Raw genomic sequence first — 24232 nt, forward strand, 5'->3', positions numbered from 1 at the left:
AGGAATGGTCACTACCGATCGATAATCATTTTGGCGATCATAAAATAAGTCAGAAGGCCGCTGGCATCAATAACGGTAGACACAAAAGGCGCGCTGACTACGGCGGGATCCAGACGCAAAATTCTGGCCAACATGGGCATAAGAGAACCGGCCAGCGCCGACATGGTACAGATGGCCACTAAACTCAGAGACACAATCAGAGCAATATTGTGCTGAAAAATCAACCCCACAACGACATAGCCGATGAGACCGAGACTCATGCCCAGTAATATACCAACAAAGGTTTCCCGGGCAGCTACCCGTAAAAAATCACTGACCCGGACGTCATCCACCGCCAGGGCGCGAACAATGGTGGTTGCCGATTGCGAGCCGGTGTTACCGCCTATGCCTATCAAAAGTGGTATAAATAACGTGAGGACGACCATATGCTGTAACGTCGCTTCAAACAGACTCAAGACATTGACGGTTAAAATACCGGCCACGGCGAGCAAAACCAACCAGACAATCCGTATTTTCATCAGGCGAAATACAGATACCGCAAGATAAGGTTTTCCCAATCGACCGGACGCGCTCCCACGAATAATATCTTCTGTCTCTTCCAGCTCCATGACATCCATGGCGTCGTCAATGGTCACAATACCGACAATTTGGTTATTTTTCTCTACAATCGGTACGGCCAGCCAGTCGGTCGACTGAATGAAACGAGCCACTTTTTCCTGATCGTCATACACGGAAAAACTTTTGATTTCCCTATACATCAACTCAGCAATCAATTGCTCCGGAGAGGCCATGACTAATGTATCCAATCCGACCATCCCTGTCAGTGAATTTCCGTTCTCTACAACCGGCAAAACGTAGACCGTTTCCGCTTCATCTCTGGATTGCCTGATTTTTTGCAGCGCGTCCTTTACCGTCATGGCAGGCTCTAGAGCGATAAAAAAAGGACTCATGATTCGCCCGGCTGTCTCGGGAGGATATTCAAGCAGCAAAGAGGTGGCTCGACGCTCCTTGGCGCTTAAACGGCGAAGAAATTTATCGGCCGCTTCATCGGGCAATTCCTCAAAAAGCCGCGCCCGGTCATCCGGCTCCATGTTTTCCAGAATACTCAGTGCCTGTTTGCTCTCCAGCGTCAACAGGATTTGCGCCTGATTCACCACCTCAAGATAACTGAATATTTTTTCGGCTTTTTCATACGGCAATTGCCTGAACAAAGCGGATCGGCTTTCAGAATCAGCATGATCCAGCTCGGAGATCAACGTGGATAAATCAACTTTCGAGAACAACGAATCATCGTCAACTTCCATTGATTTGTTTTTATTTATACGCATTTTTTCTCCGAACTCCCTTCGGAATAAATAACCGAATACTTGTCAAATAAAAGTGCTTTGAAATGACTACCCCGTCAAAATGGCGTCATGACTTTTCACGCGAAGCCGCCGGTTGCGCTTTCTAAAAAATCACGACGGACAGCACTCTCCAAACCATACCATATTTATCCGAATATCAGGATGTATTGGCTATACTTCAAGGAAGAAAACCATGAATACGGATTTGTAACAAGTTATCGCAAGGAGCAGGGAATGGCTCAAAACGATCTAAAAAAGTACCAGAATAAAAGACATTTTGAAAAAACATCCGAACCATCCGGTAAAAACTGTAGCAAAAAATCCACCTCGTTATTCGTTATCCAGAAACACGACGCGTCCCAACTGCATTATGATTTTCGCCTGCAATATCAGGATGTGCTGCTTTCCTGGGCTGTTCCCAAGGGACTGTCCACGGCGGCTAATGAAAAACGGCTTGCCATTCGTACCGAAAATCATCCTCTGGATTATGCGGACTTTGAAGGAGTTATCCCGGAAGGTGAGTATGGTGCGGGAACCGTCCTGGTCTGGGACAAGGGAGAATACGAACCTATCATAGAGGAAGACGAACCGGAAAAAACCATGGAAAAGGCGCTGAAAGATGGTTCGTTAAAATTCAAATTGAATGGCCAAAAAATACAGGGTGGTTACGCCATGGCCAGAATCAACACGGAACAAGACCGCGAACAGTGGGTGATTTTCAAACTGGATGACGACGACGCCGACGCAAGACGTAACCCGGTTCATTCCGAGCCGGATTCGGTATTGACCGGCCGCTCCCTTAAGGACATCGGGAAAGAGCACAACGATGAAAAACATTGACCTCACTCATCCGGATAAATTGCTGTATCCGGATGATGGTATTCGTAAAAAAGACGTCGCGGACTATTACGCGCGGATAGCGGATTATTTATTACCCTTTGTGAAAAACCGTCCTTTAACCATGAAGCGATATCCCGAAGGCATACATGAAGAGGGATTTTATAACAAACACGCCCCCGATTATTTCCCGGATTTTATTCCTCGTTATACCGTTCCGATGGAAAAGGATGCTTCACAAATGAGTATGGTAGGGGCGGATTCGGCCCGGGCCCTGGTTTATCTCGCCGGACAAAACACCCTGGAGCTGCATATGGCGTTATCCACCATGGATGATATAAAAAAACCGGATCAAATGATCCTTGACTTTGACCCATCCGATGATGATTTTGAAAAAGTCCGCAACGCGGCTTTTGTCTGCAAGGAGATTCTGGATGCGCTTGATTTACCCTCTTTTGTCAAAACCACCGGATCGCGAGGTGTCCATGTTCATGTACCGCTTCTCGCCGCTTGTTCTTTTAAGGAAATGAAAGAAATTGCCCGAAAAATAGCGGTAAAAATTCATGAAAAATGTCCGCGATACACCACCCTCGAACAACGTAAAAATAAGCGGGAAGATAAAGTGTTTATTGATTATCTGCGTAATGATTACGCCATGACCGCCATTGTGCCTTATTCCTTGCGCGCGCTACCCAAAGCGCCGGTGGCCACACCTGTAGACTGGAACGAACTGGCGGACAAATCCTTGCAACCGCAATCCTACCAACTGAAAAACATATTTCAACGCCTTGGCCAAAAGAAAGACCCATGGAAACTTTTTACACAAAAACGTATCGACGCCCGCTCTATCCGATTGGAGTAAACGCAAGGCCAGAGAGTACTCTGATCGTCCATGTTCTATAATTGTAATAATTCTCCAACAAACGGAGTTGCTATCATGAATTCATTAATACAGGACTATCCGGAAAAATTCATCCATGTTCAGGATTCGCCGTGCGTATCGCTCTATCAACCTACGCACCGCTCCTATCCGGATAATGAACAGGATGTGATTCGCTATAAAAATCTGCTGAAACAAATCGAAACATCGTTACTGGAAAAATATTCCGCAAGGGAATGCAAGTCATTATTACGGCCTTTTCACTCATTAGCCGACGATCGGGAATTCTGGATCCACACCGATCATGGTCTGGCTATTCTGGCCACGCCTCATCAATTTAATGTTTATAAACTTCCATTAACGGTAGATGAGCTGACGGTTGTGGCGGACACTTTTCATATCAAACCGCTTATTCATTTGATGCAATCTACCGAACATTATCAAATCCTGTCCCTCAACAGGGAGAAAATCAGGCTGTTTGAAGGCAATCGTGATGATCTGGAAGAAATCCCGTTGCATCCGGACGTTCACGACACTCTGACCAAAGCGTTAGGGGAGGAACTCACCAACCCTCGTCTAACCGTGGCGAGCTACGGCAAAGGTGCGGAAGGCCCTGCCATGTATCATGGCCACGGAGGTAGAAAGGATCAGGTTGCGCTGGATATTAAACGTTTTTTCCGTATTGTTGCCGAAGATATACACACCCATCATTCCCAAAGCTCCAAATTACCCTTGATTCTGGCCGGTTTGCCACAATACCATCATGTCTTTCATGAAGTCAGCCATAATCCCTGTCTCATTGATGAAGGCATTCCCCTGCATACGGACAATTTCAGTTTAGACGAACTTCGCGAGATGGCCTGGAACATCATGAAACCCAGACATGAAGCCAGACTGCGGCAATTGACCGAAAAACTGGCCCAGGCCCGGACAAAACAACAAGGTTCGGATAAACTGGCCGAGATCGCGAAAGCGGCTGTTTGCGGACGTGTTGACGTCTTGTTAATTGATGCGGATCAACGAATTCCAGGGCACATCAATGCGTCACAAGGCGATATCAGGCAAGATGATTTGATGGATCCCGAAATCGACGATGTGCTGGATGATATGGCGGAAATTGTCTTGCAACACAAAGGCGAGGTATTCGTCGTACCCGGAAAAAAAATGCCGACTCAAACCGGTGTCGCGGCCTTATATCGTTATTAACCGGACAAGCGACATGCGGCCAGACAAAAAGGCATGGTTTCATCAATTACTTGTCGTGTTGATTATTACCGGTTTCTTGACGCTGCTTTGCACAGTGGCAACGGCACAATCCGAATCAAACAAGGAACAATCCGCTGACGAGCAACCATCGGCTATTACCAATCGTATCGATATCAAACCCACGGCCCGCGATGAGGAAATCGCCAAACGCCTGGCCAACATACTCAAAGCCACCCACTGGTATGACAATGCAAAAGTACGGGTTGAAGACGGGGTGGTTTTTTTAAAAGGTCAATCCAAAACCGAAGAGCATAAAAAATGGGCGGGCAATCTGGCGCGCAAAACCCAGGATGTGGTTGCGGTTGTCAACAATATTGAAATCATCAGACCAGCCTCCTGGTATATCCAACAGATCAGGGAAGGGCTACAGGAGCAATGGCAACGTATTTTACGCGGTTTGCCTTTTTTTTGTTTTGCCCTGGTTATTCTGTTCATGGCATGGCTTGCGGGACGGATGTTTTCTTCCTATATCAAAAAAACCTTACGAGTCCGGCAAATACATCCCTTGCTTGCCCAGGTGATTTCCCGCGGCACCCAGTTATTCTGTTTTCTGATTGGACTTTATTTAATCCTGCAGTTATTTGGACTAACTACCATCGCCTTAACCGTCCTCGGCGGTACCGGCGTTATTGGTATCATTCTTGGCATTGCCTTTCGTGACATTACCGAAAATCTTTTAGCCAGCGTGTTATTGAGCATGCAAAACCCTTTTCGTAACAATGATCTTGTTGAAGTGGACGGGATAACCGGTTATGTGCAAAAACTTACCATTCGTGCCACCGTATTAATGACTCAGGATGGCAATGAAGTGCAAATACCCAACGCGACGGTTTACAAAAGCAATATCTGTAATTTTACGACCATTGCCAATCGTCGGGAGGATTTTGTCATCGGTATCGGTTATAACGATTCGATTTCGAACGCTCAAGGTATTGCCATGCGAGTCTTGAGCCACCATCCGGCCATTCTTAACGATCCGGAACCCTGGGTGCTGGTGGAAACCTTATCAGCCACTACCGTTGATTTGCGGATTTATTTCTGGTTCGATGCCAGTGAATATCATTGGAGAAAGCTGAAATCCTCCATCATCAGACTGGTGAAGCGCGCTTTTCAGGATGAAGGCATTTCTTTACCCGGCAAGGAGTTAACCGTGAGTTTCGCCGAAAACGTCCCGGTTGAACTGCTTGAAGCTCAAAAAATATCCCCTAAAAAGGAAAAAGGTGAAGCAAGTAGTAAGGAATCAGGCCGTATCGCCACCAACGCCGAAGGCGGATTACGCAGCGAAAAAGCAGACATTGAGGTTCAGGCACGCCAATCAAGACAAACGCAACAACAGGGCAATCTGTTAAATTCTTCCGAGTCAGGGGAAGATACCGATACATAAAGGGTATGCGGGATAACACCCAGCGGGGTACTCACCTGTTCTCCTGGTTCAATATTGAACCATGAAACCTGCAATACGGCCGCAGGCCTCCTTACAGGCTACCGGTCTTTGTCCTGTACAGAGCCTAGTACTACAGTGGTAAGTTCTGTCATTCCCGAGAAATCGGGAATCCATTCACGTTAAAATAGAACTCCGTCTGCGCAAAAATGACAATCAATGAGCAAAAATGTGTACATAAATAGGGATCCTTTTCAAAATACCACGGTAGTACTAGGCTTTAATACGTTCATCAAGCCAATTCAGCAGATACGTCCTTGTTTCCGGAGTCGCCTCGTCTATGCTTTGCACACAAACGAATTTCACACAATCATTACGAGCGGCCAGAGACAGTTTTTTTGTAATTTTGGCGAAAGGATGGTGGGCGGGATTGACCGTGACCTCAAAATAGTGGTTGTCGATGATCGCCTGTTTCTGAATGATTTCCAGATGATGGGCCAGCGTAATGATTTCAAATTGCTCCCGGCTCCGAAAAGGATGGGCGATGTTATCTGTTAAATATTCGGGATTTTCTTCAAAATAGCGAGCCAGTGTTTCTTTTTTCAGGGGAAAGGGGACATGGGGAACATAAAATAATCGCCGGTCATACCCAACCATACGAGCCGCGTTTTCCTGGACGTGGCGATGATCATTAGGTACGGAAGGTCTGGCAGGCCAAAACCGGTATTTCCCAAGCGCGTTTACCCATTTTCGATACCAGTACTGCTCGTAATGGGTTTTCCATTGACCGCGTAACACCGTTTTGTTCCCGCGAAAAAAATCATCCGGACTAACCGGTCGAATGATCGAAAAATCGTCACAAAAACAAATGAACCGGTCAGCCAATTCTTCAATACGCCATAACATGGAGGCTATCGTTAAACTGTTAAACGTCGGTAAATACGATTCGTAACCGCGAAAAATGTGTTGATGATCAACCAGCTTGATTTTATCGGCGCCGGGCGTGGAATGCAGATCGTCGATGACCGGAGGTTTCTGGCCGTCGGTTACAATATAGATATTGCGAATCCAGGGCGCAAATTTCAATATGGATCGCACACAATATGTTATTTCATCGTGTTGGTTGTACCGTGTCGATGCCGCCGTTTCCGGACGGGCCATACCATGCTGACGCAAATAATCAGCCAGTTTTTTCCTGTGTGCCTCGTCATAGCCATCCACCCAGGTAATTACCGCATCCACAGCATTCCGGGCATGATTCCTGTTTACGCTCATTTTTAGGATTTGTCCTGATTCATACCGGGGATTTCGTGAATCCCTTTTTAAAACGGTAATCAATCATACATGATTTGCCCAAACCACTCATTATTTACAACGGATTCTTATGTATCTCATGGGAGGCTTGATGACAAAATAGCCGTTTATTGTTAGAAAACCCGGCAAAAATGACTTATAATTGCTCGCCACGCTTAAAAGAAAGGCATTTTTAACGATGATTATGAATTATATCCCTGTCGCGTTTTCTTTATTACCTGCGTTAACGTTCGCAGCCACCATGAGCAATCATATCACCGGGGTAGGTCCGAATGGCAATATAAAACCTTATATTTGCATTCAAAATCAAGCCGGAACCGTTGCCTTACCGCTCGCTCCGGGCGACTCCGGGGACGCCAACAAAGCATCCGGAAACGCTTATTACGCAGGGGCCGCTCTTCGTTTTAACGGTTGTGACATGAATAATCCCTACCTGGGCTATGTCGGATTCAACATCAGCAGCACAGGCAATAACGCCATCAATAAATATACGCCGCCCGAAGGCATTCATATTAGCTATGAAAACCCCGCCATCAATAGCAAAGGCAAAGTCACTGGCGCCATTGAATACACGCCCATTGCAGTTAACCCGGATTTCAAAACCGCGTCTCCTGCCAGATACTGGCAGTTTGCCGGCATTAATCTGTCGGGCCTGGAATTTGGCAAAGTCATTGATCCGGTCGTCATACCCAATCTGTCTCAAAAAGACAGTGAAACGCCTTACTCCGATCTGGACGCCACCCAATCCTTTATCAACGCAGGCATGAATACGGTTCGTGTGCCGGTGAGCTGGGGATATCTGCAATTGGACGGGGCGGGAAAAGGGTCTCTTAATCTTGCCTATTACAACAGTTATATTCGTCCCTTGCTGCAAACTTTAACCCAGGCTAAAACGCATACCATTATTGATTTGCATGCCTATATGCGCTATTCCCGCTTCGGCGAGCAATACTCCGGCTGCGGACCAGATGGCGGCACCTGTCCGGACGGCACGTTAATTCTTGATGAAAACACCTATCAGGCTGTCTGGGGACAGCTTGCCGATGTCATTCAAAAAGACCAGTCCATTAATAAAGATTATATCCTCTTTGATCTGGTTAATGAGCCGGTCGAAGTGCCGGATGATAAGGTATTTACCATTCAGGCTTCTCTGATAAAAATGCTGCGCCGGCAAGGATTTGACGGTTATATTCTGGTGGAAGGCAACAGTTGGACCGGGCTGCATTCCTGGACAACCCATGAATGGACAGGCAAAGACGGACAAATGTATAGCAACGCCCGTTTGTTCACCCGCGATAATTTCAACAAGGCCGGTATTACCGATTTAAACAGGATTCTTATCAACGTGCACCAATATCTCGATTCGGATTATAGCGGCACTCACGACGATTGCTTGCAGGATTTATCAACCACAGGCCCTGACGGATTTAATTTGCAGGCTTTCGTCAACTATCTGGCTGACAACCAGTTACAGGCGATAGTCACCGAATTTGGAAGCGGCAAAAATGCGACAAGCTGTTCCGCGCCCCTGCAACAATTCATGCAGTATTTGCAAGATAATTCCTCAAAAGGCAAAAATTTCGGTTTTGCCGGCTGGACCATCTGGTCAACCGGTCATGGATGGGGAGGCTACAATCTGCGTGTCACTCCAGACTCTTACCACATGAATGTCCTCGGCAACTATCTCTAAACGGCACGCTTGTCCGCGTCAGGCGCGGGCAAGCGTACACAATCTTATATTTTGTCACGACCGGCAAACCGGTTCAAAAAATCAACCCGCTCTATCGTTTACAAACAAACCCAATGGGCATAAACTTGATTTATGAATCAATAATCAAATATATCCCATGTATGCTCTGATTGACTGTAATAATTTTTACGCGTCCTGTGAGCGGCTTTTTCGTCCCGATCTACGCCAGGTACCGATTATCGTCCTCTCCAGTAACGATGGCTGTGTGATAGCCCGATCCAACGAAGCCAAAACATTGGGAGTCGGAATGGGAGAACCGTTTTTTAAAGTACGCGCCCTGTGCCGGCAGCATCAAATACAGATTTTTTCATCCAATTTCAGCCTGTATGGTGATTTATCAAGCCGGGTTATGCAAACCATAGAAGCCACCTGGCCTCATGTCGAGATATACTCCATTGATGAAGCCTTTCTTGATTTAAGCACGTTACCCGGGAAACAACGGCATCGCTTCTGCCTTGAATTGCACGGTAAACTATTACGTCATACCGGTATTCCGACATCCATTGGCATCGGACCAACCAGAACGCTGGCCAAGATTGCGAATCATATCGCCAAAAAAATGTTACAGACACCGGTATTTGATGTCAGTGATTCACCCTTTTTCTGGCTGGATAAAATTCCGGTGGGTGAGGTCTGGGGGGTGGGGCGCAAATGGTCTGACAAACTGATAGTAATGGGCATTAAAACCGCGGGTGATCTGGCACGCGCGGACATCGCACTGATACGCCAACGATTCAGTGTCGTGATGCAACGAACCGCCTATGAGTTGCGTGGTCTTTCCTGCCTTACCCTGGATGAAGGGGAGCCGAAAAAATCCATCCTGTCCTCCAAATCATTCGGCAATCTGCAAACCGGTTATGATGACATCGCCCAAGCCATCAGCAATCATACCGCAAGAGCCTGGGAGAAGATGCGCAGGCAGAAATTAACGACGCATTATTTATCGGTTTTTGTGCGATCCAGCCCGTTTCGTTCCGATTTACCACAATACGCCAACAACGCCGGCTACAGGCTTGTCACGCCGAGTGATGATTTACGTCATTTAACTCATTGTGCCAAACGTTGTCTGCAAAGTATTTTTAAAGAAGGGATTTACTACCAAAAAGCGGGGGTTATGCTGGAGGAATTGCGGCCCAAGGAGCCGACCCAGGCGGATCTGTTTCATCATGTCTCTGAGGCTCACCGACATAAAACGGAACGACTCATGCAAATAATGGAAACTATTAACGACAAATTCGGCCGCCACTCGGTTCGCCTGGCGGCCGAAGGCCATTGCAGACCATGGTCTTTGCAAGCGCAAATCAAGTCACCGGCCTATACAACCAGATGGTCTGAGCTGCCTGTCGTAAACACTGGCGATCATGTTATGATTGCGCGCATCGTAACACCACCATGGAAGAACACATGAATCGTATTTTAATTTCCGGTGCCGGCATGGCCGGGCTTTGTCTCGCCAGGCAACTTAAAAAACACGATATTGCCTATACGATAATTGACAAAAAACCCGCTTCGGAAAGTTCCGGCACAGGGATTGCGTTACCGGCCAATGCCGTTCGTGCCTTGCGGTACATGGGGTTATCCGATGCGGCAGATACTATGCATCAGGTTCGCCGCATTATTTACTCACATCCGAACGGACGCGTCATCAGCGAAGCGTCCTTGTTAAACGCACCATTGAATCGCGACAAATTTGTCGCCCTCGAACGCACCGCCTTGTTAGCCACGCTACAACAGGGTATCGAGAAGGATATACATTTTAATGTTGTTATCACTGGCATCCAGCAAACGGATACCGGAGTTAATGTGACCTGTTCAAATCCCGCGTTGAATGGCCATTACCAGGCTGTGATAGGCGCGGATGGTGTTTTTTCAACCGTACGCGAATTAGGTTTCGGACAACCAGGCTTAATCGACCTGGGAGTAACCAACTGGCGCTGGATTTGTGAATTTCCGACCCAAAACCTGCAACCCACCTACATGCTTGGATTAAATAATATCTTCATGGCCTACCCGATAGGACCAAACCGCATCTACTGCTACACCCACCAGACCGATATAGAAAACCGATATTACAATTATTATGAAGCGCAACAAAATTTGCGCAGGCTTTTCGCGTCTTATCAGGGCGTGGCCAGACCAATTCTGGAATGTTTACCTGATAATGAGCATATTTATACCGGGCGTCTGCGCTCCGTACCCTTCCCGATATTTAACCAGGGGCATATGGCCTTGATTGGTGACGCCGGGAACGCCTGCTCCCCGATGCTGCAGCAAGGAGCGGCCCTGGCCTTTGAAGACGCGATTGTTTTATCGGAATTACTGGCTCATTTCCCGATACGAAAGGCCCTTGAACATTACCGTTCCCTGCGTCAACAGCGAGTCACCTGGGTCGTAAAAACGTCCGATAATTCCATTAAAGCGTTTATTAAAATGAATTCCCGATGGTCAATGATAATGAGAAACATGATGATCAAGCGCAAAGGACCACTCAATGTCCAGGGATGGAAATATTTGTTATCGCAATGTCCATTGGATCAGGTAACCGATTTTATTCAAACCAGCACAGAAAAAAACGAATAAAACCCGTGGCAGGTTAACATTTTATAACATGGCTACAAGATACCAAGCGAAAAAACTGGCAAGCAGGCTTACCTGTAGACAACCTGATGTATTTTTGGATGAGGTACGTTAATATAATCAACTTCAGGAGCGTTATCTATATTACAGGGATCAGTAATCATGCTGTTATCACGCCAGGAATTCGTCGCAATCTGTTCGCAGGCGATCATAAAAACCAGAAAAAACATTGATATAGAAAATCAACTCAGCGGTTATAACAAGTTTCATCGTGAAATAAAGGAAACTCTTACCTTAAAACAAATGTTCGCAATGTCATTCATCAACTGGACGAGAACGAACATATATTAAAACATGATATCATTGAACATGTTGGCTTAGGACGCTGCCATGAACTGGCGCAATATCTGGTTGTTGAAATCGCTGAAACGATAAACCAATCCGATGCCCGAGCAAGAATAAGCATTGTCAGCTCCGAAAGAGAGAATCATGTTTATCTGGAAATTAAAATAAAACTACGTAACGAACGCAGTGATTCCAGATGGGAAGTTGACGCTTGGGATCCACGCATTATTGATATCAGCACGCGCCCTGACGGATCAATAAAAAACAGGAAAAATCTTCATTACGGCTATGCCGTTGAACTATGTAATATAATTTTTACCGATCAAATAAAATTCGACAGAAAACGAAAGAGACAACGAGAGGAAATATCATTAGCCATCAAAAAACCCCTGCCGGGTAAACCGGATCGAGAAGCCACTCCGGAACAGGACATACTGAACAAACACTCTCATTACCTGTATCCTGATTTGACTCTTGAAAATGCTTATAAAAAGAAAAGACTCAATCCATATGGACAACTGCACTATCTGCAACACGCTTCGTTCTGGCAAAAATCACACGAAAAAAATCCAACCGAAAAAATAAAACGAAAATCTCAACAGAACCCGGGTACTGTGCGTTTCTCTCACCCCCAGGTTTTTAAGTTTCCTTACCAATTTTGCAACCAAATCTATTTGTAATCATTTAACTTTTTCAAGAAAAAAATCAATTAATATATTGTTAATTTTAGAGTGTTATTCTATTAAAAATAGACATGCCTTAACACAAGATTTTCAAGAGAAAAACGATGCTAACGATGATTTTAAATAGCGAAGAATTGAACAACCCCATCAAAATTATTTACCAGGAAGCAATCCTCGATGCTGTGAACATTCTTCTCCAGGTTGTTTGCACTTCCGAAATTTGTGTTAATAAATTAAATAAAGTATCAGAATTTCACTTTTTAAAAATTGATTTTACCGCAACGGATATTCCCTTTCAGGGTCAATGGCTGGAAAGCGAACAAACTATCAAAGTAAAAGCCTCGTTACCTTTGGAAAAAATGATACAAACCTTAATCTTTGAATTATGTAATGCTACCAATCCCGCTTTAACAAAAAATAAATTAAGACTATCCAACTTTCCCAATGCCGACTCTTACGCTCTCTATATTGAAACGGCGGAACATCAATCATTTCTTGAAGCTTGTTTGTTATATATGGATATACTGAAAAATCATCCGGAATTACCCAGACCGGACTCGCAGGAGTTGCAAAAATTTCGGGAATTATACGATGATAAAACCTATCTGAATTACGTCAAAAAAAATGGTCATTATCAGCATTATGTTCAATACTACACAGATACCCAAAGAAAGAAAAACCATTCCAGAGATTTCTTTTTCAACCGGGATGAACAGATTACGAACGACGAGAAAACGTTCTCACCGGAAAATAAAAAAGAAGAATCGCTCCAGCTGGTAACTCCGGATTTTCTTTAGATCTGCCGCTCCGCTCCCCGCCCGTCACTCTCTTCGTCCCGCGCAGCCGTTTCGGTTGCCGCCACGACACGCCCAAACTCTTCATGGTCATAAATATCATCGCCGCTCGCACGCAATCCGCAGCCGTGCGTTCCCATAACCTTGATTTTAGTAAAGGCATCCTGATACGCTTCCTCGGCCAATGCCGCCGTTACGCTTTCACCGAATGGTTTCCAGGTATCATCCGCGGTCCTGTCCTGAAAGGGAGAGTCGTTGTTGGCAGCGCTTCTGGCAAAATAACGTAATATATCAAAATTGCCGACATGATAAGCATCAAGAATTTGAGTAAGCGCCAGTATCTTATGATCTCTTCGCGAATCATGGGCATAATGACGAAATGTCGCACTGCGCTCCGCTCGCAGTTTCATAAGCTGTATTTCCAGCCGGCCTGCAATATCCGGATCGGGAGTAAATTTGTCCAATCCCTTACTCTGTGAAAACAGGGACCGCTCCTCCGGTTTATGCGTCCTGATCCACTCAACCGCTTCTGTCGGGGTTCCATAACGCATGATGCCAAGCTTTGGCGCAAAAACCAGTTGATCACTTGGAACACAATCACTCATTCGTACCCAGCAGCCGAGTTTATTACTCAGTATTTTCTGCGCGTCCTGGCGTTTGCCCGGCGCTAACCTGGGATCCTCACCAAACATAAAATCCGTACCCCAAAACACACGTACTCCGTCATGCGAATCCACAAAACGGCGTGCTATAGACATCGGATTCGTTGCATCCGTTGTCGCGTCCTCTGCATCGTAATGACGGGCGTGGCTGAAAAACGCATCCATCCTGCCTGTCTCCCTGTCACGCCCCAAAATAGCTAACCCCATACATCCTCTTAAGCCCGCCGTCCACATAAGGTCGATGCCGCTGTGTTCAACATCCTGAATCAGCACACCAGGCCCTTTACCCGGATTGTTACCGTTTAAGCCAATAACATTGGGTATGGCCGTTTCATACCAGGTGTCATCCCCTGTGTGGGCCTTAATGACACCTTCCCCGCTTAAATCCACTTCTTCCCCCCAATGCGCGCTACATCTTGCTAATGATCTGCCAAAATCAGGTAACGCGTGAACATCTTCAGGAATTGCACTCATGATCAGCCTCTTGCCAAAAATAAATGGTTTTAAAAGTATAGTTCAGAAAAACAAGACGGTATTTTGAACAATTAATCAGGTGATCTTGATGGATTTGATCATATTTAAATTAAAAAGAATCGTGCTTTTACCGTCTGCCACTTCAATATACTCGCTTCCCTTGCCTTCAATAATGGTCACTCTGCTTCCAACCGCATTCAGCTGGTGTGAGGAGCCATCATGCTCGTTTAACCAGATTGAGTGTGACTTAGACAGCGCCGCATTGATTCGATTGGCTAATTCACTCATTCATCCACTCCCGTATGGCGTAAAATCCGTTTCTTTCTTTTCGTTTTTTACGACAACCTAATTCATTCAAACCTTGATCCATTATTCCCCGGCCTGACGACATTCATTTCTCACGGTTGCTTCGCATAATAAGGTACAATTCTTATCCTCTGCATGGTCACATTTATCGATGCACCGCCCGACACGTTCCTGATAACAGCGTTCCTCATCGCTTTCTTGCGCCTTGATTTCTCCTGTCGTAATATCCGCCGCCTGTACCGGGAGAAAAAATAACGTTACCAAAAGACTTGCAATCATCCTGTTCATTTCATGTTCTTCCTTTACCAGGATCCTATTATTAAATGTAGCACTTATACGGCAAGAGTATTTGTCATATAGCATGTCTTTATTTAGATGGGGATTAAAATCAGCGGGTTTCAATTTCCAATATTATGGCGGGAGAACGGGCAAGTACCCGGTGTTCCCGCATTTCGGCTTCGTGACAGGCTACATACCAGGCTCTGTGAACCAAAATTTTCACAGCTGCAAATGCGGCTAATTGGCGCCATTATCCACATTTTCACTTTGCGAAAAGATAAGTTCACAGAGCCTGGTACCACTTCCATTAAGTTTTGACAGGCGCCTGTCAAAACTTAATGGAAACAGAATGAGGACACGCCCTAGATAATAAAACAAACATGATCAGAGTGATTCTGTCTTGTTTCATCAACAAAATGACCGTTAACTCTCGCAATTGGAACAGACTCGGGTTCTTCGCCGTCAGCTTGTTTTAATAATAATTTCGCGCAGTTGTCCGGATGAATTTTTGTGATATTCCTGTATAAGATCTCCATGGTATCAGGATCGTACAGACACGACTCAACCCTTTTCTTCGGCAAACTGATTTCCACTAAAAATCCAGGATTTTTTTCGACAGGGCCATTTTCATTCTGTTCATATTCGTTGAGAGTAGCGTAGATGCCTTGCGGATGTTGCAAACTGCATTGAAAATTATTGGAATTCAGAAAATAAACGGGGTCATAAATATTACTTACGGAGCGGGGAATTAACCATAAGAAAGTACTCTGACTCGCTGATTGGGAAAATAACGTATAGTGATTTTCAAAACTCGTCATTTCGAAATTTTTTTTTTCATCGACCTGTCCGACAATACCTGCGTCCTGCCGCTTCACTTTCAGGGTAATTTCTTTTTTGAAAACTGGATAAAAACGGTCACCAAGTGCTTTTGAAACGTCAGCCCCCCCATGCCCGTCAAAAACAGCCACCGATACCGGCTTTATTGAAACAGGCACCACCGCTACGGAAATATTGTCTCGTGATCCGGCTTCGTACGCTTTTTGAGCCAGCCGCTCAGCAAGGTGCTCAACAGGGACGTCATGATTTTCCTGAATATAATTAAAAATGTCCTGCCTGCTCAGCCCTTCTTCCAGCCCATCACAGGCAACAACAAGAAACGCCACACCATCATCCGGCAATTTTCTCTTCCGGAAGTAGATTTCAGGCGTATGATTAATGCCGGGCAAGGCGGTATCGCCAATAGCACGGCTGATTGCCAGAATCCCTCCTAATCGATAACGGGACACCGATCCCCCTGCCCGTATGATGTAATCTGTTTCCGCCCTGTCAGTCGCCTTATGCAAACGATTTAACCGGTCACTATAGTCCAGCTCTCCCCGGGCATCGAGGACGATTAAAAAAGCAGTGCTGTCTCCAAGTCCTGCCGTAACGACATTGATGCATTTTTCCTCATCCAGCCAGGCCGTGGCGACACAGGCAGTCGATCCTTGCATGGGATATTGCCCGTGATGTGTCTGCATTTCAGCAAAGGTGGCAAGAAGCGCCTCTGTTTGCTGCTCCTTAGAAAGCCCGGCAAATGAGGTGATGAGATTATCCGTCTCAACGATCAAAACATCTTCCTGCGTCTCACGCCACCCTTTTATTTCACACACACCTGCAGAATTTTCATCATCGACAGGATAGCTGGCACGATAATCGCCCTCATCCTTATGGGCAGGGTGCGTAATCAGGATGGATTGCCTCTCCGGTGTCCTGTTACTCTTCTCAGAATCAAACATTTTTTAGTCTTCGCACGTTATTCCATCAATAGACCCGCTTATTCGCGCATTGTACCTCAGCCACTATTTTTTCAATAGTTATAATCCCTTCATAAAACACGAAAAATCCGTTGTCCTGGCATTGAGAAAATTAAGCGCAAAAAATTTCAGAAATCAGGGCAAAATCATGCTCTGCTCTGGAAAGAAGAAAAGCTTCAAAATAGTAGGCGATTACATTATTATCGCATCTTGAATTCGCGCCCGGCAAATCAGCGAAAAACAGTCTTTGGGGGAGCAGACATTGTATTGTCACAGCCGATGGTATTCCTGGAAAACCAGACTATTAAACATCAATCTGTTGCTATGGATTAGTCACGCATCCATAGCAGCCCACCCTCTACCCGTATTCCTGGACGACACACTCTCATTGACCGGCGGCATAGGCTACACAACATTTCCCAACCCGTCGGATCAACAATTATCCATCAGCCCTTATGTCACCGATTTACTGACTAACTCTCGACAGCATCACATAGCCAGCTACAGTTTCCATGCTCAAAAACAGCTGAATATCCATGGTAATCATATCCATAAAATCATGCTGGGCCCTGCTTTTTATTATCAAACCAGCCATTACTCCGGCGACGTGTGGGAAATGACCCTGCCTGAGTTTTATAATTATCAATATGATTTTAAAAGCAAAAATTCCGTTTTTTTACTGGAAAGTGATATTTACCTGAAACCCGTTGCCGGGAAACTGTTTCCTTTTCTGACGGCAGGAGCCGGATTCAGCATTGCACACACAAGCTATGATGATCACGCGCTACCGGATATTCCTGCCGATAGCGAAATCCATTGGTCCCGCTCCCGCGTCAAGGCTGTCTACGAATTAGGCGCAGGGCTTACCATTCCGGTAAACACTCATTGGGCTTTCAATTTACGCTACGCTTATCTTAATATGGGCAAAGTATCTACCACCATGACACCGTTTCAACCTGTAAGTATCAATCTAAACAGTCAAAACGTGTTTTTTGGGATTAATTACTCCGTCTAGTTTCGCTTCATTCAGGCAGGAATATGAAAATTTTATTACATGTATTAACCGCTTTATCTCTCTATCTGATATCTCAATCCCTGATTGCCGCAACCCCTTTGGTGGAATTTATTTCCAGGCCAGAGTCCAGCCAGTTTATGAAGCCGCAAAACAGCAGTCTGCTGTTTTATACCCTGAGAAACAACACCGGCACCGCTTTTCCTCTAAGCGTCTCTTTTTCAAGCAACGGAGCCAGTGTCTCCAGCGCTGGAAATACCTGTGGCAATGCCATTGCCGGGCACAGCACGTGTGTTTTGACGATCCAGTACCAGGCTCCGGCCAACGATACTACCGATCGTTTGGTTATTAATGTCTACTATCAAGGCAGGGCACCGTTGGTCGATGCCGTCACCTTCAACGTAGACAGCAATATAGCCTGTGTATTATTGAATACAGCGTCTTACCAAACCCCTTTCTGCCAGCAGCAGTACCAAAATGTGATCCAGTTTACCCCTAATGTATTTAACGTGACCAATCAAAACGTTACGCCGGAACAAACGTTAGGCGGCGTATTCGGCATTTACCAGAACCACAATAATGGAGAGCAAATCTGTTATATAAGTTGCGGTTTACGTGCGTTAAACGGTACCGCACCGAATGAAAACACGCTGTTTGAGCTGGCATCGGTGACCAAAACATTGACCACCTCCATTCTGGGCAAATTGCTTTATAACGGCACGATTGGTTCGGCATATGATGCCATCGCGCCTTTTTTACCGCCCGGTTACATGCTTGGTGTCAATGAAAGTCCCGTGACCTTCCAGCAACTAGCCACTTTTTCCGGAGGCGTTTGTTTTTCTGACGCACCCTCCGTGAATCAATCCAGTACCAACCAGGCATTAAACCAGGCTAATTTTGTCATGGATATTAATGGCCTTAATCCGGATCCGGCCAGTGGTCCTTGCAGTAACGGGCAGGCCAATACCACACCGGAATATACGACACCGCCTTATCTGCCTACCCATAATTTTTACTCGAACAGCAGCATTGGCTTGCTGGGCCAAGGCCTCATGAACATCGATGGTTTCGGCGTACTGGAACCCGGCTTTAATGACTGGATGTGCAAAAATGTCTTTAATGTGCTTGGCATGACCCAAAGCAATGCCTGCTTGCCGGGTGACGCACGCGATGGAACCTGCGGTGCGGCAACCAGCGCATGTACCTATACGGCGAACTGGACTACTGCGGAATACGCGTCGGGTTATCATCTCAATCAAGGCACCTACCAACCCGGCAATCCCTTCCCCTTTTTACCGTGGGCACCTGCCGGGGGGATCCGCAGCAATGCCGTCGATATGGTGAAATTCATCCGTGCCAACCTGGGTTTTAACACCGGCAGCACACCGGAGCAACTCCAGTTGATTCAGGGGATGATGCTGGCCCATCAACCTAATGATTATCTGCCGGCGCCCGGTTCGCCAAAACTCAATATAGGCAGCCAAAGTCCCATACGCGGCGGACAAGGCTATGCCTGGGTTTGCATGCCCTCGGCAATCGGTGGTGATCGCATCTGCGGAAAAATCGGCGGGCATAAAAACTTCCGTAGTTTTTTAGGCCTTAATACCAATCAACATTACGGTGTAATCATTTTATTCAATACCGGTGCCGGTTCAACAAATGGCAGTTTTAATCCGGCCACGGCTCCACCTACAGTAGGACAAATTGGTACCAATTTGCTGGAACATATTAACAAATATCAGGCTCCGTGAACCAATTTTTTCGCAAGCGAAAATGTGGATAATGGCGCCAATCAGCCGTATTTGTAGCTGTGAAAATTTTTGTTCACGGAGCCTGGGGCTTGCGCACTTATCTTTTATCGGCTGCAACGCTTTGGATGAGCAAGCACATGAAACCTAATCCGTCATGCCGATCAGAAGATCGAGGCATTGTTTGATGGTACGGGTTTCCAAAGCATGAATATCACTCACAAACCGTTTGCCGATGCGATCGGCGACGATGGCATTAACAGACAGACATTGATGCCCAAGAATACGTCCGAATCCATACAGCGCCGCCGTTTCCATTTCCAGATTCGCCACTTGCCCGTCTTCGTTGTAAAAAGTTGTGATTTTCTCCATCAAATCGGGATAAAGTCTCTTTGCCCGCAATGGCCTTGATTGCGGCGCGTAAAAACCGTTACAGGTCACAGTAATGCCCGGCTGGAAATGCTGAGCCTGGCAAAATACATCCAGCAATTGTTCGCAGGCACGATAGGCTCGAATGGTACAGCTCGGAATGGAACCCTCCAGCTGGCCGGAAATATCCCTGGCTAATCGCGCTTCTTGCGGCTCAGGAGAATACTGATAATAGGCGGTCACTCCGGTGAGATCGACTGCCAGCGAAGACAGCACCACACTGTTGATCGGGACAGACGGACAAACAGAGCCTGACGTTCCGATACGAATGATCTTAATACGTCTTTTATTTTTTTTTACACAACGTCGTTTAAAATCAATATTAACCAATGCGTCCAGCTCGTTCAGTACAATATCAATGTTTTGAGTACCCATACCGGTCGATAAAACACTTAACCGCTTATCGGCAATGTAGCCGGTGATTAAGGTAAATTCACGATGTGTATGAGTGAATTCAATCCGTTCAAAAAAATCGGCAACCCGTTTGGTCCGTTCAGGATCCCCCACCGTAATAACGACGTCGGCTATCTGTTCAGGTAGAATATCAAGATGATAGATACAACCTGCTGGCGTCAAAATTAATTCCGAATCTGTTATCGTTTCCATAGCTTTTAAGTTACATTTACTTGTATAGCATGGCCAGGTTCCATTTGCTTTTGACCGGCTGTGATATACAAATTTTCCTGAAATTGCCTGTGTGCTGTGACTTGTGCGCGGCACGCAGACGGTTTTTAAAAAATTAAAGCCTTGCAAAATTAAATAGTAACGGAGCACTAGCCAACTTTTCAAAGAGTTTTTGTACTTTCGCCATCAACGCGGAGAAAACCGTACATTTCTCTGCCACTATCAAGGAGACACCATGTCAGGATCACACCGGCGATATCTTGAAGCAGCAATTGAGGAAGCCCGTCAAAGCCTTGCACAAGGCGGTATACCCATAGGATCCGTACTCGTTTATCAGGACAAAATCATCGGACGAGGACATAATCAACGGGTTCAAAAAGGGAGCGCCATACTTCATGGAGAGATGGATGCCCTGGAAAAAGCAGGGAGGCAACCGGCCAAAGTTTATGAACAATCCATTTTATACACCACACTTTCTCCCTGCCCAATGTGCAGCGGCGCCATCCTGCTTTATAAAATACCACACGTCGTCATCGGTGAGAATCAGACGTTTATGGGTGATGAGTCGTTATTGGCATCACGCGGTGTTAAAGTCGAAGTATTACAAAATGAACAGTGCGTCGCACTGATGCGTGCTTTCATCGCCCAAAACAATTCCTTGTGGAATGAAGACATAGGCGAAACCGATAAAAGTCCGAGCACCCAGGCTCTGTGAACAAAAATGTCCTGGCACCATTTTTTTTACAAAAGAACGGTAGCCCGTAAGGAGGCCTTCGGCCGTATTGCGGGTTTCATGTCACAATATTATCCCGGGAGAACATGTGCGTATCCGGGTGAACGTTTTCCCGCATTTCGGCTTCGCCTTCATGGCGGGCTACAAAAAAGGGACAAATCAGACGCCTTTTTGCAGCCGTAATTAATTTTGTTCACAAAACCTAATGATTTACAACTAATCTGGCTGTTTTTAAAACCGATTTTTGCTATTTTTGACTCTGTCGTCGGGATACCGATGGTTCCGGGGCTGAATATCTACGTTCCGAGTAGTTGTCTCATCCCCAAATTCACCCCGCCACTCCCGATCGAACACCATCAACATCGCACCAAAATCGATCAACTATAATAAAATTTATACACATGAATTTTATATAGTCATGAAGGAAAAAATAGAAGCCATTGCAAGACCCTTATCTAAACTGGATATTGCCGTTTTGGAAACCTCTCATCAGGAAGAAGAGGAACACCATGACCAGCTTGCAGCAAGAATTGACCATTTATCACATGCCGCATACCAGGAAATTGAAGCATTGTATTCGCGATTTAACCCCGAAGCGAACAAGGAAGAACAACTCCTTTTTTTTAAACGAATTCTAGCTATAAAGAATAGGTTGAGGGAATTACAGCTTGTCCATAATGATTTGGCGAAAACGATGTATGAAAATAATCAACTATATCTTCATCAGGAAATTGATATCTCATCCGTCAACAAATACATTTCAGATGAATTGAAAGGTAGAGAAACGAAAGAAATAATACAACAAAATTTCCACCAGTTATTAAGTAATATCAGTAAAAACAATACTTTGAGTGACGATGAGTTTCGTTATATCAACTCGTTATTAATGCAACTAGCAGCCAGACCAGAAGGACAGAAATTAATTTTAAAACTAAATTATTTATTAACATCAAAGAACGCACAATTAGTTATAAAAAATAGTAAAGACTTTAGTTGCTCAATGACTAGAGGTGGTACCGCGTCGGTTAATCCCGATTATCAATCCGTCTCCAGGAAAGATAAATTTCAGGAAGATTACCAATCTGTCTTTAAAAAAGCAACGTTAAAGGGAGAAGGATCTCAGCGAGTTTTGGTGGGTTTCGATAGCAGCTTTAACAAAACGATATCCTCCTTGAATTTGGATGTGTACGCCTCAAAAAGCCAGGGATTAACGGATATGGGTCCAGCGTTTATATTGTTGGCACACGAACTTATTCATGCCATCCACAACCTTGACGGCAGCGCCAGACATAACTTTGCTCCCTTTTTCCAAACCAGGCATTATCAAGACGATCCTTTCATGAAGCTTTTGTACCCAACTTCCAGTTTGTACAGCTTTGGGGCGTCAGCAGAAGAATACTGGACGATTGAAGGCGGGAAATTATGCGAGAATTCGATTCGCACAGAAAACGGATTTGGTTTAAGAACCGGACATCTATCCACAGAGCCAGGAAGCCAGGGAATAAGGGATCTGTATTATATAGGCCTTGCGAAAAGTAATACGAAATCCAACCTGGACAAATACTCCAATTATCTTCAAGAATTGGAAAATAAAAATGATCAGGAAATAGTCGTTCAAACGATGGATGATAAAACAGTGGAAAAATCACTGAAAATAGAAAAATTGAAAATGATTCGCTATTCACCAGATGATATTATCACATTATGTAAAAGCCTGAAGAATTTTCATTTAAAAAGAACAAGCAATGCGCTGGAAAAACTACCGCAATCATCCCGAATAATCCTCGACAACAACGCCGATGTAGATGATTTTTTAATGATCTTGCCGCCTAAAGTCTTACAAATCATTTTAGCTGTCGACTCATGGTGTAGCGACACAAAAAATCCACAGACCATCGAATCCATTTCCGGATGGGATATTGATCGCCATGATCTCGATACCATGCTGCCTAAACTTAAAACCCTCAATGAGATTTTTACAAAATCAGTTGTTGATTTGGGTTCGCTTGGCCATCATCTCAGTCAATTTATTGAGCGGCTGGAAACAAAAGGACAATCTCACCATTACAATATGTAATGATAAAAAGTCATACTTACAGGCGTATATCATGGGAAAAAAAATATCAGAACTAATTCAGGTTAATGTACATAGCTGTCCGTATTTGTTGATGGAATGACAGGTAAGTTAATAAGGTATTTCTCGTAATCTTCTTTGAAATTCTCGCTGTTATGATAGACGATCAAGGCATGATTTATCCGCTCCAACAGTTGGCGATTATCTGGATGAATAGCTATCCCCAAACCGGCACCAAATGCCATGGGCTCGCCAAGAGCCACTAAAGCGCCTGAAGAGTGGAGATTCCAAAAATGGGTAGTAGGGGCATCGACCAGTACAAAATCTATTTTTCCCTGATGCAGGGCATCAATCATTATGTCATTTTGATCATAGGAGATAATGTCAGGGTTGTTCACCCCAATTATGTTGAGATGAGCAGTATAGGCATCATCTGAAATACCAATTTTTTTATTATGTAATTTGTCGATGCTGAAGAATTGTCCGGCGTGTTTTTTAGGGCCAAGAAAGCGAGCCTCACTAACCAGATAGGGTAATGAAAAATTGACCAACCCAACCCGTTCCCTGGTAATAATAATGGAACTTATTGCCAAATCGGCCTGTTTTTTTTGCACGGCCAAAAGTAATTGATTTGCAGGCACTACCATGTATTGACATTTATATCCGATTATTTTGCATATATCTTCCATCATAGCAATATCAAAACCATAAAAATTATTATCAGATATTTGAATGACAAAGGGCGGATCATAAAATGAAACAGCAATTTTTAATACATTGTTTTGGGCTTGTAGCGGAGAAATAAAAATAAAAAATAAAATTACAGAAATACGATATATTTTCATTCATTTTGTCATTTATTTTTGATAATTGAATAAATTATAGGCAATCATCACCCTTTCTGCCAAAAATACTTTCAATG

Annotated in this window: 21 protein-coding genes; 13 read left to right on the forward strand and 8 right to left on the reverse strand. The window is 44.9% G+C overall.

Annotated elements, in window-relative coordinates:
• Positions 1-11: 11 nt before the first annotated feature.
• Positions 12-1328 (reverse strand): magnesium transporter, encoded by a 1317-nt coding sequence (gene mgtE / locus CKW05_RS13065; RefSeq protein ID WP_058483072.1) that lies wholly within the window; start codon positions 1326-1328, stop codon positions 12-14.
• An 87-nt stretch (positions 1329-1415) separates the two neighbouring features.
• On the opposite strand from mgtE, the gene CKW05_RS13070 reads away from it, so the two are divergent.
• The 4 genes from CKW05_RS13070 (at position 1416) to CKW05_RS13085 (ending at position 5713) form a co-directional block, all read left to right on the forward strand.
• Positions 1416-2186 (forward strand): DNA polymerase ligase N-terminal domain-containing protein, encoded by a 771-nt coding sequence (locus CKW05_RS13070; protein ID WP_197697346.1) that lies wholly within the window; start codon positions 1416-1418, stop codon positions 2184-2186.
• Positions 2173-3045 (forward strand): non-homologous end-joining DNA ligase, encoded by an 873-nt coding sequence (gene ligD, locus CKW05_RS13075; protein ID WP_058483070.1) that lies wholly within the window; start codon positions 2173-2175, stop codon positions 3043-3045. Before CKW05_RS13070 ends, ligD begins: the two co-directional genes overlap by 14 nt.
• Positions 3046-3120: 75 nt before the next feature.
• Positions 3121-4269, forward strand: a complete 1149-nt coding sequence (locus CKW05_RS13080; protein WP_058483069.1) for a baeRF3 domain-containing protein — start codon at positions 3121-3123, stop codon at positions 4267-4269.
• A gap of 13 nt (positions 4270-4282) precedes the next feature.
• On the forward strand, positions 4283-5713 hold the full coding sequence (locus CKW05_RS13085; protein ID WP_095140659.1) for a mechanosensitive ion channel family protein: 1431 nt from the start codon (positions 4283-4285) through the stop codon (positions 5711-5713).
• 270 nt (positions 5714-5983) lie between these two features.
• Here the strand turns inward: CKW05_RS13085 and CKW05_RS13090 are convergent, their stop codons facing one another.
• Positions 5984-6985 carry a Stealth CR1 domain-containing protein gene (locus CKW05_RS13090; protein ID WP_058483068.1) on the reverse strand — a complete coding sequence of 334 codons (1002 nt, stop codon included), beginning with the start codon at positions 6983-6985 and terminating at the stop codon, positions 5984-5986.
• A gap of 217 nt (positions 6986-7202) precedes the next feature.
• Between CKW05_RS13090 and CKW05_RS13095 the strand changes: the two genes are divergently transcribed.
• The 5 genes from CKW05_RS13095 (at position 7203) to CKW05_RS13115 (ending at position 13176) form a co-directional block, all read left to right on the forward strand.
• Positions 7203-8714, forward strand: a complete 1512-nt coding sequence (locus CKW05_RS13095) for a cellulase family glycosylhydrolase (protein ID WP_058483067.1) — start codon at positions 7203-7205, stop codon at positions 8712-8714.
• Between the two features lie 157 nt (positions 8715-8871).
• A complete protein-coding gene (locus tag CKW05_RS13100) occupies positions 8872-10182 on the forward strand; it encodes a Y-family DNA polymerase (protein WP_058483066.1) in 1311 nt (436 codons plus the stop codon).
• Entirely contained in the window at positions 10179-11354 is a 1176-nt protein-coding gene (locus CKW05_RS13105) for an FAD-dependent monooxygenase (RefSeq protein ID WP_058483065.1), read from the forward strand. The genes CKW05_RS13100 and CKW05_RS13105 overlap by 4 nt, the downstream gene beginning before the upstream one ends.
• A gap of 159 nt (positions 11355-11513) precedes the next feature.
• Positions 11514-11702 (forward strand): hypothetical protein, encoded by a 189-nt coding sequence (locus tag CKW05_RS13110; protein ID WP_058483064.1) that lies wholly within the window; start codon positions 11514-11516, stop codon positions 11700-11702.
• A gap of 781 nt (positions 11703-12483) precedes the next feature.
• Positions 12484-13176 carry a hypothetical protein gene (locus CKW05_RS13115; RefSeq protein ID WP_058483063.1) on the forward strand — a complete coding sequence of 231 codons (693 nt, stop codon included), beginning with the start codon at positions 12484-12486 and terminating at the stop codon, positions 13174-13176.
• Here CKW05_RS13115 and CKW05_RS13120 read toward each other — a convergent pair.
• The 4 genes from CKW05_RS13120 to CKW05_RS13140 all read right to left on the reverse strand — a co-directional run bounded on the left by CKW05_RS13120 (position 13173) and on the right by CKW05_RS13140 (position 16672).
• Positions 13173-14309 (reverse strand): hypothetical protein, encoded by a 1137-nt coding sequence (locus tag CKW05_RS13120; protein WP_058483062.1) that lies wholly within the window; start codon positions 14307-14309, stop codon positions 13173-13175. The two genes, CKW05_RS13115 and CKW05_RS13120, sit on opposite strands and share 4 nt — an antisense overlap.
• A 75-nt stretch (positions 14310-14384) precedes the next feature.
• Entirely contained in the window at positions 14385-14597 is a 213-nt protein-coding gene (locus CKW05_RS13125; protein ID WP_058483061.1) for a hypothetical protein, read from the reverse strand.
• An 81-nt stretch (positions 14598-14678) separates the two neighbouring features.
• Entirely contained in the window at positions 14679-14903 is a 225-nt protein-coding gene (locus CKW05_RS13130; protein WP_058483060.1) for a hypothetical protein, read from the reverse strand.
• A 353-nt stretch (positions 14904-15256) separates the two neighbouring features.
• Entirely contained in the window at positions 15257-16672 is a 1416-nt protein-coding gene (locus CKW05_RS13140; protein WP_058483058.1) for a PP2C family serine/threonine-protein phosphatase, read from the reverse strand.
• 280 nt (positions 16673-16952) lie between these two features.
• Between CKW05_RS13140 and CKW05_RS13145 the strand changes: the two genes are divergently transcribed.
• Both CKW05_RS13145 and CKW05_RS13150 read left to right on the forward strand, forming a co-directional pair.
• Positions 16953-17705: an outer membrane protein gene (locus tag CKW05_RS13145; protein WP_231950607.1), complete on the forward strand. Its 753-nt coding sequence runs from the start codon at positions 16953-16955 to the stop codon at positions 17703-17705.
• A gap of 23 nt (positions 17706-17728) precedes the next feature.
• Complete coding sequence (locus tag CKW05_RS13150) at positions 17729-19453, forward strand: serine hydrolase domain-containing protein (RefSeq protein WP_058483057.1); 1725 nt, start codon at positions 17729-17731, stop codon at positions 19451-19453.
• A gap of 144 nt (positions 19454-19597) precedes the next feature.
• Here CKW05_RS13150 and CKW05_RS13155 read toward each other — a convergent pair whose 3' ends face one another.
• Entirely contained in the window at positions 19598-20485 is an 888-nt protein-coding gene (locus CKW05_RS13155; protein ID WP_065238392.1) for a nucleoside phosphorylase, read from the reverse strand.
• A gap of 253 nt (positions 20486-20738) precedes the next feature.
• Between CKW05_RS13155 and CKW05_RS13160 the strand changes: the two genes are divergently transcribed.
• A complete protein-coding gene (locus tag CKW05_RS13160) occupies positions 20739-21218 on the forward strand; it encodes a nucleoside deaminase (RefSeq protein ID WP_058483055.1) in 480 nt (159 codons plus the stop codon).
• Positions 21219-21654: 436 nt separating this feature from the next.
• Positions 21655-23313, forward strand: a complete 1659-nt coding sequence (locus CKW05_RS13170; protein WP_058483053.1) for a M91 family zinc metallopeptidase — start codon at positions 21655-21657, stop codon at positions 23311-23313.
• 62 nt (positions 23314-23375) lie between these two features.
• Here CKW05_RS13170 and CKW05_RS13175 read toward each other — a convergent pair whose 3' ends face one another.
• Entirely contained in the window at positions 23376-24155 is a 780-nt protein-coding gene (locus tag CKW05_RS13175; protein ID WP_058483052.1) for a transporter substrate-binding domain-containing protein, read from the reverse strand.
• Positions 24156-24232 lie beyond the last annotated feature (77 nt).

It is taken from the genome of Legionella spiritensis, assembly GCF_900186965.1.
Classification (GTDB): Bacteria; Pseudomonadota; Gammaproteobacteria; order Legionellales; family Legionellaceae; genus Legionella_C; species Legionella_C spiritensis.

Excerpts from the sequence above, each read along its gene's own strand:
- mgtE (WP_058483072.1), bottom strand. The coding sequence starts at position 1,328 with ATGCGTATAAATAAAAACAAATCAATGGAAGTTGACGATGATTCGTTG.
- CKW05_RS13070 (WP_197697346.1), top strand. The coding sequence starts at position 1,416 with ATGACTTTTCACGCGAAGCCGCCGGTTGCGCTTTCTAAAAAATCACGA.
- ligD (WP_058483070.1), top strand. The coding sequence starts at position 2,173 with ATGAAAAACATTGACCTCACTCATCCGGATAAATTGCTGTATCCGGAT.
- CKW05_RS13080 (WP_058483069.1), top strand. The coding sequence starts at position 3,121 with ATGAATTCATTAATACAGGACTATCCGGAAAAATTCATCCATGTTCAG.
- CKW05_RS13085 (WP_095140659.1), top strand. The coding sequence starts at position 4,283 with ATGCGGCCAGACAAAAAGGCATGGTTTCATCAATTACTTGTCGTGTTG.
- CKW05_RS13090 (WP_058483068.1), bottom strand. The coding sequence starts at position 6,985 with ATGAGCGTAAACAGGAATCATGCCCGGAATGCTGTGGATGCGGTAATT.
- CKW05_RS13095 (WP_058483067.1), top strand. The coding sequence starts at position 7,203 with ATGATTATGAATTATATCCCTGTCGCGTTTTCTTTATTACCTGCGTTA.
- CKW05_RS13100 (WP_058483066.1), top strand. The coding sequence starts at position 8,872 with ATGTATGCTCTGATTGACTGTAATAATTTTTACGCGTCCTGTGAGCGG.
- CKW05_RS13105 (WP_058483065.1), top strand. The coding sequence starts at position 10,179 with ATGAATCGTATTTTAATTTCCGGTGCCGGCATGGCCGGGCTTTGTCTC.
- CKW05_RS13110 (WP_058483064.1), top strand. The coding sequence starts at position 11,514 with ATGCTGTTATCACGCCAGGAATTCGTCGCAATCTGTTCGCAGGCGATC.
- CKW05_RS13115 (WP_058483063.1), top strand. The coding sequence starts at position 12,484 with ATGCTAACGATGATTTTAAATAGCGAAGAATTGAACAACCCCATCAAA.
- CKW05_RS13120 (WP_058483062.1), bottom strand. The coding sequence starts at position 14,309 with ATGAGTGCAATTCCTGAAGATGTTCACGCGTTACCTGATTTTGGCAGA.
- CKW05_RS13125 (WP_058483061.1), bottom strand. The coding sequence starts at position 14,597 with ATGAGTGAATTAGCCAATCGAATCAATGCGGCGCTGTCTAAGTCACAC.
- CKW05_RS13130 (WP_058483060.1), bottom strand. The coding sequence starts at position 14,903 with ATGAACAGGATGATTGCAAGTCTTTTGGTAACGTTATTTTTTCTCCCG.
- CKW05_RS13140 (WP_058483058.1), bottom strand. The coding sequence starts at position 16,672 with ATGTTTGATTCTGAGAAGAGTAACAGGACACCGGAGAGGCAATCCATC.
- CKW05_RS13150 (WP_058483057.1), top strand. The coding sequence starts at position 17,729 with ATGAAAATTTTATTACATGTATTAACCGCTTTATCTCTCTATCTGATA.
- CKW05_RS13155 (WP_065238392.1), bottom strand. The coding sequence starts at position 20,485 with ATGGAAACGATAACAGATTCGGAATTAATTTTGACGCCAGCAGGTTGT.
- CKW05_RS13160 (WP_058483055.1), top strand. The coding sequence starts at position 20,739 with ATGTCAGGATCACACCGGCGATATCTTGAAGCAGCAATTGAGGAAGCC.
- CKW05_RS13170 (WP_058483053.1), top strand. The coding sequence starts at position 21,655 with ATGAAGGAAAAAATAGAAGCCATTGCAAGACCCTTATCTAAACTGGAT.
- CKW05_RS13175 (WP_058483052.1), bottom strand. The coding sequence starts at position 24,155 with ATGAAAATATATCGTATTTCTGTAATTTTATTTTTTATTTTTATTTCT.